The organism is Candidatus Magnetominusculus dajiuhuensis (assembly GCF_046044395.1).
Lineage (GTDB): Bacteria > Nitrospirota > Thermodesulfovibrionia > Thermodesulfovibrionales > Magnetobacteriaceae > Magnetominusculus > Magnetominusculus dajiuhuensis.
This window is the reverse complement of the sequence record NZ_JBJUSG010000008.1, coordinates 18,448-30,951: the sequence shown is the minus strand read 5'-3', so window position 1 is coordinate 30,951 and position 12,504 is coordinate 18,448. Positions and strand designations below refer to the sequence as shown.

At 48.7% G+C, this 12,504-nt stretch carries 13 protein-coding genes and 1 tRNA gene; 8 read left to right on the top strand and 6 right to left on the bottom strand.

The features are described 5' to 3' along the window. Window positions 1-50: 50 nt before the first annotated feature. The 5 genes from AB7D94_RS02350 to lysS all read right to left on the bottom strand — a co-directional run bounded on the left by AB7D94_RS02350 (window position 51) and on the right by lysS (window position 5,656). A complete protein-coding gene (locus tag AB7D94_RS02350) occupies window positions 51-1,838 on the bottom strand; it encodes a sensor histidine kinase (RefSeq protein ID WP_420264093.1) in 1,788 nt (595 codons plus the stop codon). Window positions 1,839-1,968: 130 nt separating this feature from the next. Then, window positions 1,969-2,634: an ABC transporter ATP-binding protein gene (locus tag AB7D94_RS02345; RefSeq protein WP_420264092.1), complete on the bottom strand. Its 666-nt coding sequence runs from the start codon at window positions 2,632-2,634 to the stop codon at window positions 1,969-1,971. Beyond that, window positions 2,618-2,926, bottom strand: coding sequence for a hypothetical protein (locus AB7D94_RS02340; RefSeq protein ID WP_420264091.1), 309 nt, complete (start codon window positions 2,924-2,926; stop codon window positions 2,618-2,620). Before AB7D94_RS02340 ends, AB7D94_RS02345 begins: the two co-directional genes overlap by 17 nt. Window positions 2,927-2,954: 28 nt before the next feature. Continuing rightward, entirely contained in the window at window positions 2,955-4,178 is a 1,224-nt protein-coding gene (locus AB7D94_RS02335) for a lipoprotein-releasing ABC transporter permease subunit (protein WP_420264090.1), read from the bottom strand. Continuing rightward, complete coding sequence (gene lysS, locus AB7D94_RS02330) at window positions 4,175-5,656, bottom strand: lysine--tRNA ligase (RefSeq protein ID WP_420264089.1); 1,482 nt, start codon at window positions 5,654-5,656, stop codon at window positions 4,175-4,177. The genes AB7D94_RS02335 and lysS overlap by 4 nt, the downstream gene beginning before the upstream one ends. 313 nt (window positions 5,657-5,969) lie before the next feature. On the opposite strand from lysS, the gene AB7D94_RS02325 reads away from it, so the two are divergent. The 7 genes from AB7D94_RS02325 (at window position 5,970) to AB7D94_RS02295 (ending at window position 11,797) form a co-directional block, all read left to right on the top strand. Continuing rightward, entirely contained in the window at window positions 5,970-6,509 is a 540-nt protein-coding gene (locus AB7D94_RS02325) for a YceD family protein (RefSeq protein ID WP_420264088.1), read from the top strand. Then, window positions 6,510-6,695 (top strand): 50S ribosomal protein L32, encoded by a 186-nt coding sequence (rpmF, locus tag AB7D94_RS02320; protein ID WP_420264087.1) that lies wholly within the window; start codon window positions 6,510-6,512, stop codon window positions 6,693-6,695. It abuts the gene before it with no gap. A 10-nt stretch (window positions 6,696-6,705) separates the two neighbouring features. Beyond that, window positions 6,706-7,737: a phosphate acyltransferase PlsX gene (plsX, locus tag AB7D94_RS02315; RefSeq protein ID WP_420264086.1), complete on the top strand. Its 1,032-nt coding sequence runs from the start codon at window positions 6,706-6,708 to the stop codon at window positions 7,735-7,737. Beyond that, window positions 7,724-8,713 carry a beta-ketoacyl-ACP synthase III gene (locus AB7D94_RS02310; protein ID WP_420264085.1) on the top strand — a complete coding sequence of 330 codons (990 nt, stop codon included), beginning with the start codon at window positions 7,724-7,726 and terminating at the stop codon, window positions 8,711-8,713. Before plsX ends, AB7D94_RS02310 begins: the two co-directional genes overlap by 14 nt. Before the next feature lie 161 nt (window positions 8,714-8,874). Beyond that, entirely contained in the window at window positions 8,875-9,081 is a 207-nt protein-coding gene (locus tag AB7D94_RS02305; RefSeq protein ID WP_420264084.1) for a hypothetical protein, read from the top strand. A 48-nt stretch (window positions 9,082-9,129) separates the two neighbouring features. Further along, window positions 9,130-10,806, top strand: coding sequence for a methyl-accepting chemotaxis protein (locus AB7D94_RS02300; protein ID WP_420264083.1), 1,677 nt, complete (start codon window positions 9,130-9,132; stop codon window positions 10,804-10,806). A 1-nt stretch (window position 10,807) separates the two neighbouring features. Continuing rightward, window positions 10,808-11,797 (top strand): cyclic di-GMP phosphodiesterase, encoded by a 990-nt coding sequence (locus AB7D94_RS02295; RefSeq protein ID WP_420264082.1) that lies wholly within the window; start codon window positions 10,808-10,810, stop codon window positions 11,795-11,797. Between the two features lie 100 nt (window positions 11,798-11,897). Here the strand turns inward: AB7D94_RS02295 and AB7D94_RS02290 are convergent, their stop codons facing one another. Further along, window positions 11,898-12,215, bottom strand: a complete 318-nt coding sequence (locus AB7D94_RS02290) for a hypothetical protein (RefSeq protein ID WP_420264081.1) — start codon at window positions 12,213-12,215, stop codon at window positions 11,898-11,900. 192 nt (window positions 12,216-12,407) lie between these two features. On the opposite strand from AB7D94_RS02290, the gene AB7D94_RS02285 reads away from it, so the two are divergent. Further along, window positions 12,408-12,480, top strand: a tRNA-Thr gene (locus AB7D94_RS02285). Window positions 12,481-12,504 lie beyond the last annotated feature (24 nt).

The following is a 12,504-nucleotide window of genomic DNA, read 5'->3' as shown; positions in this document are numbered from 1 at the left end:
TTTCGCAGGAATGACAAAATTACTCATATGATTGCAACTTGGTATTAATATCATTGCCCACATATTGGTATTGTAAAATAAAACCTGCTTCCTTTGCCAAAAACACTTGTTACGCCGATTGTGCCGCCGTGCAGTTCTATCAATTTCTTCGACAGCGCCAGGCCCAGTCCCGCACCCTCGTATTTCTTCGTATATGACGAATCCAACTGCGTGAATTCCATAAATAATCTCTCTATGTCCTCCTCCCTGATACCGATACCTGTGTCTTCGACGGCTATTTCGATAAACCGTTGACCTGGGGCCGCGCTGTGCACGACGGCCATCGCGGTCGTTTTTACCGTACCGCCCTCCAGAGTGAATTTTATCGCATTGCTTAGTAAATTGTACAGCACTTGTTTCAGCCGACGCTCGTCGCCATCCACATTTATAGCCGCCTCCGCTTGTATCTCAGCAGACAACCTTACGCGCTTTGCCATCGCACGCTCTCTAAACATGGCAACTGAGGTGTTGATAAGCTGCCCGACACTAAAGATGGACGTCTCAAGCTCTATTTTACCAGCCTCAATTCTTGATAAATCCAGCACATCGTTTATCAGGGCAAGCAGGTGGTTTCCGCTGTTTAGTATATTGTTTACGTACTGCTCCTGCTGTGCGTTGAGCTCTCCGTAGAGTTTATCTACAAGGACTTGTGAAAAACCTATGACCGAGTTAAGCGGCGTACGCAGCTCATGGCTCATATTTGCGAGGAAGCCGGACTTTGTCCTGCTTGCCGCCTCGGCCATGAGCTTGGCGTCTTCCAGTTCCTTTGTCCTCTCTTTGATTTTTTGCTCAAGGTTGTCCGCGTATTCTTTTAGTCTGTCTTCCATCTGTTTGCGCCGCGTTATGTCGTATGAGAATATCCTTATAGTCTTACGGTCTTTCAATACATGGACGTATTGAATAAATATCTTATCTTTTATGGCGATTTCACATAATGTTGAGTCCTTATCTTCTGACAGGAGGGTCTCAATGATCTCGTTCAACTGTGGAGGTATCAGGTCTGCCCTGTCTAAATTATCAGCGTTAATCAGGGCCTGTGCCGCTGGATTAATGTACGTTATCAGGAGCCGCCCTTCGTGTATTTGAAGTCCTGTTATGGGCGAGGGGTTTTTCTCCGGGAACGAGGCAAGGACTTCCATATCGTTAAATGAGCTGTCAAGCGCGTCTGTCATTACGTTGAAATACCTGCATAGCTCGCCTATTTCGTCCTTGCACCTCAGGTTTATCCTTGTGTGAAAATCCCCGCGGGAGACCTTTCTTACCGCTTCAATTATCTTCAACAGCGGGCGTGTGACCATCGCCCTTGCCTGTACTATGGCCAATATGACCATCAGGTAAAAAAATACCGCCATATAGAGTTTAAAGCGATACAAGGCCGCAAGTTTTTGCCCGTAATCTGCCAGCATGTAAGAGGTAAAGGCATCCAGCGCCCCGTCAAATTCCCTGACCGCCTTTTCGTCAGGCGGCGCGGACTTCAGGGCATTCCATCTGTTAAACAGCTCCTCTGACATCTGCCGCGCCTTTAAATCTCTCAACGGGCGCAGCCTCGCCGCATAGTTACCGTTTTTAGCATCACCAGTTACGGCATTGAGTGTACCGGGGAAACCACAGGTATACTCCGGCAGCCTCCATCTCAACTCACCGGCCTTATGCAGCCATAAAGATATGTCGTTTATCTCAACCGTACTTCTGAAGTCGTATAGAAAACTCACGCCAAGCATTATCAGACAAAACAGACCAAACACCATCAGCTTGGTATTGAGCGACACAAACTTCACCTTGTTAAATATGCTTATCACGACCTTCCCTAATTTGTCATTCCCGCCTACGAGCGGCAATCCAGTCCTTACGCCATTTTCTTAAAAACTGGATTCCTGCTTTCGCAGGAATGACAGACTTTTAAATTACTCATTTGTCTGCAACTTACTATCAGGCCCTCAGAGCGCCGTCAACCATTACATAAGTGATGTCGGTTTTCCGGGCGAAGGCTTCGTTGTGCGTTACTATAATAAATGTCGTACCCTTTTTCTTGTTTATGTCAAGGAGAAGTTCTATCAGCATCTCGCCGGTTTTTGTATCCAGATTTCCCGTCGGCTCATCAGCAAGCACCACTAAAGGCTCAAGGATAAGGGCGCGGGCAACCGCCACACGCTGCTGCTCTCCGCCTGACAGCTCCCCCGGCCTGTGCAGAAGCCTGTCCTTCAGGCCAAGCTCAGAGAGTATCGCCCTACCCCGCTGCAGCAGCTCTTCTTTTTCTGTCCCGGCGATAAGTCCGGGCATTATCGTGTTTTCAAGTGCGTTAAACTCCGGCAGCAGGTTGTGAAACTGAAACACAAACCCGATAGTCCTGTTCCTGAACGCGGCAAGTTCCCTGTCAGAAAGCTTAAAGACATCCTCGCCATTATATGAAACCTCACCGGAGGTCGGCCTGTCAAGCGTACCCGTGACATGCAGGAGCGTACTTTTGCCCGCGCCTGAGGCTCCCATTATTGAGATTATCTTCCCTTTTTCTATTACCATATCCACACCGTCCAGTACGGTCAGCGGGCCGGCCTCGGTGGAGAACGACTTTTTGAGTTTAGTTATGTTTATCATCTTTTGGTGATACGTCCCCGGATTTGGTCTCTTCGGCCTCATCAGAATGGCGGGGTGCTGCGGTATGGACGGCCTTATTTATCGTCTTAACCGCTTCCTTTGTCTTATTGTATTGCCCCATGACGGCGTGCATACGCTGTCCTATGTCATCGGCCTTATCGGCCACTTTGTTCATAAAGGACTTCACATCAGAAGCCGCATACTCTATCTCATCGCCAAGCCATCTGAAATTATCCCCGCCGTAACGATACGCCAAAAACAGAAAACACACCACCGACAGAAACGTTATCATAATAATCCGCCCAATTAACCTAAACAAGTTACTCGTACCTCAACGGTTCAATCGGATTGAGCCTCGCCGCCTGATACGCCGGATATATGGTTGACAAGAAACTTATCGTCAACGCCGAGGCGGCAACAAGCATGAAATCCAGGAGTTTCACCTTCACTGGCAGATGGCTCAGGTAGTACACATCGGCGGGCAGCTTTATTATCTCGTATGAATCCAGCAGAAAGCATGTTATTGAGCCTCCTGCAAGGCCGATAACCGTCCCGGCAAGCCCGATAAACAGACCCTGAATCATAAATATCCACATTATGCCGCTGTTTGTCGCCCCCATAGTCTTAAGTATGGCTATCTCGCGCTGTTTCTCCATTACGTTCATAATAAGCGTGGAGATGATATTAAACGCCGCAACCAGCACAATAAGGGTCAGAATGACAAACATGGCGAATTTCTCCAGCCTCAGCGCCGAAAACAGATTCCTGTTCATCTGCATCCAGTCACGCGCGTAGTATGGATAGCCAAGCGATTTATTTATATACGCCCGTACATCTGAGGCCTTGTATATGTCATCAATTTTTACTTCTATGCCGCTTGCCGCGTCACCGACGTCAAAAAATTTCTGAGCCGACTCCATTGAGACCATCGCAAGATTGGCGTCATACTCAAACATGCCGACCTCAAAGATCGCCACGACCTTGAATTTCCTCGCCTTAGGCAGCATACCCAGAGGGCCTATGTCACCCATCGGGGAGATGATATTTATATCGTCATTGAGGGACAGCTCCAGGTTAGAGGCGAGCTCCTTGCCCACCACAATGCCGTTTTCCACGTCATTGAGGGCGTTGACAGAACCCTTCTTCACGTACTTGCCGATGTCCGTTGTGGTCTGCTCCAACGAGGGCAGCACACCGCGCAGGTAAATCCCCTGCGCCTTCTTCTGGCGTGAGGCCATCGTCTGCCCCAGCACAAACGGCGACACAGCCGTCACATGCGGCATAGCCTTTATTGTATCGGCAAGTTCCCTGTAATTAATCATCTTACCCTCGTAATTCAGCACTATGATATGGGTGTTGACGCCAAGTATCTTCCTTTGTAAATCCTCGTGAAAACCGCTCATCACAGACAGCACAATGATGAGGGCCATTACGCCAAGCGCTACCCCGCCAATGGATATGACGGTGTTAAACGAAACGCCCCTGTTTTTTTTCCTTGATTTGGAATATCGCAGGGCTATAAAAAAAGGATAGCTTAACCTCACTGCTCTGGCTTTAGTTGGGGAAACAGGATAACGTCCCTGATTGAATGTGAGTCGGTAAGGAGCATAACCAGGCGGTCAATGCCAATGCCCTCGCCCGCCGCCGGTGGCATCCCGTACTCAAGCGCCCGGAGAAAATCCTCGTCCATGGAGTGCGCCTCTTCGTCGCCCAGAAGCCTTGCCTCTGACTGGGACTGAAACCTGCCCCTTTGGTCAATAGGGTCATTAAGCTCCGAAAACGCGTTTGCAAGCTCTCTGCCAACAACAAACAGCTCAAATCTATCCACGAGGGCGGGATTGTCCTTCTTACGCTTCGCCAAGGGAGAGATTTCAACAGGATAGTCGGTAATAAACGTGGGCTGGATAAGTTCCGGCTCGACGAGTTCCGAGAATATCTCGTCAAATATTAACTTCCCCTGAGGCAGATTCTTTGGTATATCAACGCCGTGCCGCCGTGCCCATTCGACAGATTTTTCAGAGTCACGGGCTACCTCCTCCGGCAGTCCCTTTTCCTCAAGCGCCCCGAAAAACGTGAGCCGCTTCCACGGCGGCGTAAGGTCTATGTCAAGTTGCCCGTATTTGAATTTCAGCGTGCCGACAGAGCGCATGGCCGCCTCGCAGATCAGCTCCTCGGTGAAGTCCATCAGGTATTCATAATTTTTATAGGCTATATAAAACTCTATCATCGTGAATTCGGGGTTGTGTTTCGTGGATATGCCCTCGTTCCTGAAATTCTTATTTATCTCGAAAATTTTGTCATAGCCACCAACAAGCAGGCGTTTTAAATACAGCTCCGGGGCGATACGCAGATATAAATCCAGCTCCAGCGCGTTATGAAACGTCTTAAACGGCTTTGCCGCCGCCCCTCCTGCAATCGGGTGCATCATCGGCGTCTCCACCTCGATAAACCCGCGCTCCTCAAGGAAGTCCCTGATAGACTTTAGAATCTTACTCCTCATAGCAAAGGTCCTCTTAACGGCAGGGTTTACGATGAGGTCAACATAGCGCTGCCTGTAGCGTGTCTCTACATCTGTCAGGCCGTGCCATTTCTCCGGCAGGGGGCGCAGGGACTTAGATACTATCTTAAAACTTTGGACTTCTACGGTCAGTTCCCCCGTTTTAGTCTTAAATAATCTCCCTGAAACGCCGATTATATCACCGACGTCAAGTTTCTTTGTGATGGGAAATTTATCCTGAAGGATGTCTCTGGCGAAACACAGTTGAATCCTCTCGTCCGAGGCGTCGGCAATATGCACGAAGGCCAGCTTTCCAAAATTCCTCATGGCAAGGATTCGTCCGGCAACAGAGCACGGCAGGTTGGCGGCCTCAAGTGCGTCATGGTCTAAGCCGCCATATTTATCTATAAGCGCCGCGGCGTAATCTGCCGCGGTAAAACCCTCGTCGTATGGGTCTATGCCAAGAGAGCGCAGCTCCGCAAGTTTCTTTTTTCTCTGTTCAATCAGGTCGTTTATCTCTTCCATAATGTCCACGTTACCAGTAATCTCTGTCTTAGCACTTATGTTCCTCCATTAAAACCCTCTGGATTCCTGCCTTTTTTGTCATTCCTCACCTTTCTTATCACGCCCACACTAAATCTGTCATTACTGCGAAGGCAGGAATCCAGTCTTTTAATAACGATATTAACTCCACGGGCAATTTTGATTATATCATATTTTCGCCGTTCCTTGACAAGTTTTAATTGTAAAAATTATAATTTAGGGTAGTGTTTGATAAAACGCCCTTACTACTATAAAATATGAAGGTGGCAGGAGTATGCAGACAGGCGGCGGGAGTATGCGGATACATGTAAAGGACATACCGGAGGAAGGGCAGGACGCGGCGGTAGAGATACCTCTGACAAAGGGGCGAACGTCAATGGAAGGCCGCTTAAAGGGGACTGTCAACCTGCGGCTGGTGGCGGGTGTGGCCGGTGAGGTGATGGCCTCTGCTGAGGCCGTCGTTGACGCCAGATCAACTTGCAGCCGATGCCTTGAGGAGTTTGACAATGGCTTTAAGATAGATGTATCCATGGTCTGTGTCCCGGTAAGCGAGCTGGAGGCGGAGGTGGACGCAAGACAGTTGTCCGGCGACGAGCTGGATTTACATTTTTATGAAGACGGTCTTTTGGACATAAGTCGTATGATGGAAGAGCAGGTGATCTTAAATATACCGATGCAGACGGTGTGCAGCCCACAGTGCAGGGGACTTTGTCCTTCGTGCGGGGCAAATCTCAACACCGTGCCTTGTGAGTGCGCAAAGCGGCCGGTTGACGCGAGATTTCATGTATTGAAAGACTTTATGAAGGGCACTAATAATAAATCTAAAGGAGCATAAATGGCAAATCCAACATCAAGACACTCGAAATCAAGAAGAGACAAGAGGAAGGCAAACTGGAAAGGCGCGCTGCCACCAGTAATGAAATGCCCTGACTGCGGCGAATTTAAGGCACCCCACCGCGTATGTTTAGGTTGCGGCAAGTACGACGGGAAAGAGGTACTGGCAGTAGTAGAGAAAGAGTAGGTACCGGTCAATGAAGATAGCACTGGATGCGATGGGAGGCGACAATGCCCCTGGTGTGACTGTTGAAGGGGCGTTGCAGGCCGTCGGGGAGTATGACGACATAAGCGTGGAGCTGATTGGCAACTCAGATGTGCTATGGAAACGTCTGAAGGCCGAAAAGAACTATGACAACAAGAGGATAACAGTCAAACACGCCTCTGAGGTGGTTGGCATGGATGAGGCAACGTCGCAGGCCCTCAGAAAGAAGAAGGACTCATCAATAAGGGTAGCGGTAGATATGGTAAAAAAAGGCGAGGCGGAGGCCGTAGTAAGCGCCGGACATTCGGGCGTGGCAATGGCAACGGCGCTGACGATTCTCAAAAAGGCCCAGGGGGTTGACCGCCCGGCGATAGCCGTCCTGATGCCCATGGTAAAGGGGCGTTTTTTGTTGATTGACGCCGGGGCAAATGTTGACTGTAAACCCGACAACCTGCTCCAGTTTGCCCTTATGGGCAGCGCCTACTATAAGGCGGTCTATGGCGTCAACGAGCCAAAGGTAGGCCTTATGAGCATAGGTGAGGAAGACACCAAGGGAAATGAACTGACAAAAGAGGTCTTTAAGCTCTTAAAGACGGCGAATATAAACTTCATCGGCAACATAGAGGGCAAGGATGTGTTTACCGGCCTTGCGGATGTAGTGGTGTGCGACGGGTTTATAGGGAACACTATACTGAAGGTGAGCGAGGGACTGGCGGACGCGCTGATGAAGATGCTGAAGGCGGAGATATCGGGGAGTTTCTCAAGTAAACTTGGGTATCTGCTTATGAAGCCGGCAATCAGGGGTTTCAGAAGAAGGACAGACTACGACGAAAGCGGCGGGGCGCCGTTGTTGGGCATAAACGGCACGTGCATAATCTGTCATGGCCGCTCCACGTCAAAGGCGATAAAAAATGCCCTAAAGGTGGCGAATCAGTTGGCGAAGGTGAATATTAATAAGATAATATCTGAGGAGATTGCCATGTCGCATAAGCAAATGAAGGAGCAACAGATTGCAGAGGGCTAAGATTATCTCAACCGGCTCATACGTGCCGTCAAAAAGGCTGACCAACGGCGATTTGGAGAGAATGGTTGACACGTCTGATAAATGGATAATGGAAAGGACGGGGATCAAAGAGAGGAGGATTGTGGCCGAAGGGGAAAACACGTCAGACTTGGCGTATGAGGCCTCTAAGATTGCCCTTTTGCGAGCGGGGATTTCAGCCGATTCCCTGGATTTAATCATCGTTGCGACGGTTACAGGGGATATGCCGATACCAGCAACGGCGTGTTTTCTGCAGAGCCGCCTCGGTGCGGACAATGCGGCGGCCTTTGACGTAAACGCGGCGTGTTCAGGTTTTTTATTCGGCCTGTCTGCCGCCAACGCCTACATAAAGAGCGGGATGTACAGGAGGGTGCTGTTAGTGGGGGCAGAGGCCCTGTCAAGATTTACGGACTGGGAGGACAGAAACACCTGTGTCCTTTTTGGTGATGGTGCGGGTGCTGTAATTGTGGAGGCATCAGATGGCCAATCCGGCGTCATGTCGGTTGACATACACTCAGACGGCAACTACTGGGAACTGTTAAATATGCCGGGGGGTGGCTCTAAATATCCTCCATCTGCCCCATCAGAGGAGGCGGCGGCAAACCGTTTATACTACATAAAAATGAAAGGCAATGAGACGTTTAAAATAGCGGTAAGGACGCTTGAGAAACTCGTCCTTGACGCCCTTGAAAAAAATGGCCTCAAGGCCTCCGACATAGCCCTGTTGGTGCCGCATCAGGCAAACCTGAGGATAATATCGGCAACTGCCTCAAGGCTTGGCATAGGCATGGACAGGGTGATGGTAAACCTCGACAGGTGCGGCAATACCTCAGCCGCCTCCATACCGATTGCCCTGGATGAGGCCGCTTCGGGTGGGCGCATAAAGGACAACGACTATGTACTTCTGGAGGCGTTCGGTGGGGGGCTTACATGGGCATCTGCTGTAATCCGGTGGTAGCAGGGCAAATTATTGAATCAGCGAGGGATTGTTCTAAAGTTTTCGTTTGAGAAGTACGAATATATATGTTAGTATACGTGGCGTTTAGATTGATAAACGTAATAAAGTGTGGGTAAGATGGCATGAGATGAAAGGGGGCATGAGATGAAAGGGGGCATGAGATGAAAAAGGCGGCTTCAATAATAGTTATGTTGGCTTTTTTACTGTCTTGCGGTACAACGGTATTTGCCGAGTATGTAAACGGCCATTTCACCAAGAAAGGGACATATGTCAGTGGCCATAACCGCAAGCCAAGGACCGGTTCGTATAAAAGCAGGTCAATAAGGAAAGGCTCAGGGGTAAGCAAGGGCGTAAGAAGGCGAAGATAAAAGACTGTTTTTCTAAACCGTCTAATTCTCTATATATACGGAGGTTGAATGTTAAACAACATTAAGATAGGCGCGAGGCTTTATATCCTTGCCGGGTTTAGTTGCGTATTACTTGTAGTGATAGGTCTGTTTGGACTAAACAGCACGCTGAGCACACACGCTTTACTCAAAGACAGCTACGAACATGAGATGGTCGCTTCGGGGGAAATAGGTATAATTTACAGGAACTTTGAGCGCGCCAGGATTAATCTCGTTCAGATGCTGATGGTTCAAACCAAAGAGGAGATAGACAAAAGGGTCCCCATGATAGAAAGCGGAATCGCAGAGAATGACGAGAGGTGGAAGAAATACTCATCTTTAAAGTTATCCAATGATGAGAAAAGAATCTCAGATACGCTTCACCAAGATAGGCTTGCTTATATAAATGAAGGGTTAACGCCTGTTATGAACGCGGTAAGAGGCGGCAAATATGATGAGGCAAAGGCCATCTTTGACGGTAAATTCAGACCGCTTGCAAAGACGATGGAGAAAGACTATGATGAGTTAATTCAACTTCAACTGACTGGCGCGAAAAACGAATATGAAAAATCGGAGAGGAATGTCGCCTCTACGAAGACCCTGCTGGTGGCGCTTATCTTAATCGGCGTAATTTGTTTATTAGCAGCGGCCATAACGATAATCAAGAGCATAACGAAACCGTTGAGTGAAGGGGTCGGGGCGATGCACAGAATTGCATCGGGTGACCTGACAGTGGATATACAGTCGTTTAACACGGACGAAGCGGGGCAGCTCCTAAGCGCAATGGCGGAGATGGCGGCTAATTTAAATGAAATGATAGAGAAGATAAAGCAGTCTGCCGACATGGTGGCGGCGTCGAGCGACGGGTTAAAAAGCAGCTCGGAGCAGATGTCCCTTGGGGTAAACGAGCAGTCAAGCAAGTCTTCGCAAATCGCCACATCGGCTACGGAGATGTCACAGACGGTCGTTGATATAGCAAGAAATGCCTCAAGCATAGCGACCTCCGCCGTGGACACGGCAAGAGAGGCAAAAGAAGGTGAGGCAATAGTAAATAAATCCATAAATGAGGTCAAGGGGATAGCGCAAACGGTAGGCGAATCAGCGGGGTTGATATCGTCATTAGGGGAGCGCTCAAAGCAGATTGGGGATATAGTAAAGGTAATCAAGGACATAGCTGACCAGACAAACCTGCTTGCCTTAAATGCCGCGATAGAGGCGGCGCGTGCAGGGGAGCAGGGGCGCGGGTTTGCGGTGGTTGCGGACGAGGTGAGAAAGCTGGCAGAGAGAACGGCCAAGGCGACATCAGAGATAAGCACGATGATCATCTCGATTCAGGATGAGACAGACATGGCGGTATCTTCAATGGACGGTGCCACAAAGATGGTTGAGGCTGGGGTAGAAAACGTAAGCAGCGCGGGCGAATCGCTGCATAAAATAGTAGCCAGCATTCAGTCGCTTCAGGTGATGGTAGAGCAAATAGCCTCAGCAACTGAGGAGATGTCCACTGTATCAGAGACAATCACAACCGACATAGAATCCATAGCGAATGTGTCACAGGAGACCTCGGCAAGTTCAGACCACATTGCACGCTCGGCGTCAGAGCTTTCAGACCTTTCATCGGGGTTGCAGCACATCGTCGGCCAGTTCAAGGTCAGTGGTGCCATAGGTTACTCAGGGGGCGGCAAAAGGCCATTAAAACTCCAGTAATATGATAAAGACAATCACCGCGACGGAGCTTAAGGTCGGGATGTATGTGAGAATTCCTGATTCCTGGCTGAGGCACCCGTTTGCGAGAAATGAGTTCATATTAACAGGTGCCGGGCAGATTAAGCGGATGCTTGCCCACGGCATTGAGACTGTTACCGTGGATACCGAAAAGTCGGTGTTATCAATAGAAAGTGTCGAAAACATAAGCCACTCCGATAAAGACATAAACCCGCCAGCGGATTGGAACCCTGAAAAGTTTCTGACAGATGACCTGAAAGAGGCAATACAAGACACAAGGATGCCAAAAGAGGACAAGGCAAAAGAGGTCTACAAATTGTCTCTTCAGATGATGGGGAGATTACTTGAAAGCCCGACGGTGGAGAATATCAAGGTATCGAAAGAGGGCATAACCTCTATAGTGGATATGATTCTAAGGGAACCAGAGACCTCCGGCTATATGTTAAACATAACCTCTCACGACTTCTATACATATACCCACTCTGTAAACGTGGGGATTCTCTCTATAATGGTATCAAAGGAGATATTCGGCAATTCCGACGCCCATGACATGCACGAACTTGGGGCTGGATATTTTCTTCATGACATGGGCAAGACAAAAGTCCCGCAGGAGATAATCAACAAACCTGGCCGCCTTAACGACGATGAGATGTTTAAGATGCGCACACACCCGTATCAGGGGTACAAGATATTGGATAAGGCCGGGGCGTTAAGCGAAGAGAGCAAGATAATCGTAATGCAGCACCATGAGAGAGAGGATGGAACGGGTTATCCACGCAGGTTGAAAAAAGATGAAATCCACCCATACGGGAAAATTGGCTGCATCTCGGATGTATTTGACGCCTTAACCGCTGAACGCTCGTACAAGCAGGCCCTAACGCCGTATGAAGCCCTCAGTCTTATGAAAGAACAAATGCTCAATCACTTTCAGGCGGACATATTCAAGAGTTTCGTGCTACTGTTCAGCAAGTAAATCAGTGCACCGGTGTAATTAAGCGCCTCGCTGTGATTAACACCCGGCTCCGGTGCCTATAGCTTACGAGAAGGCTATAGGCGTTACCTGACAGACTATCTTATTTAACCTCTGCAAAGGCGTCTGCGAACTGTCTGGTATAGCGGTCTTCGTAGACCGGGAAGAAAAATATTGATTCGCAGCTCGGGCAGGTAAACATGTTTCCACTTTCATACTGAACCTTCAAAACGAGGTTTGCGTTGCAAGAATCACACCTTTTCATACCTCTTCTCCTTTGTTTTTTCGACATGGGCAAGCCGTTCATAGCCTGAGGCGTTAAGAATATCCAACTGTCTAAAAACGTCATTGATTCGTCAATAATTTGACACAGTCTGGTAATACTTGCCAAGGTCTTTTGTCTGACATCGTTGAGTTTCATTAGTATATCCCCACTGTTATTTAATCGGCATATTATCATAAAACTATTAGGAAGCAAATATCATGCCACTCTTATATGTCTTTGAGGGGAAGCACTGGATAGGGAATGTTTTCAGTGGCGGCATTGATTTATTGGCAAGTCAGGCAGTTGACAGAAAATTTTAAAAAATGTTATTTTTCATAGAAGGCTATTGCCACCGTAGCTCAGTTGGTAGAGCAGCTGATTTGTAATCAGCTGGTCGGGGGTTCAAATCCTCTCGGTGGCTTCCTTTCTTTTCAAGGGGTTACCT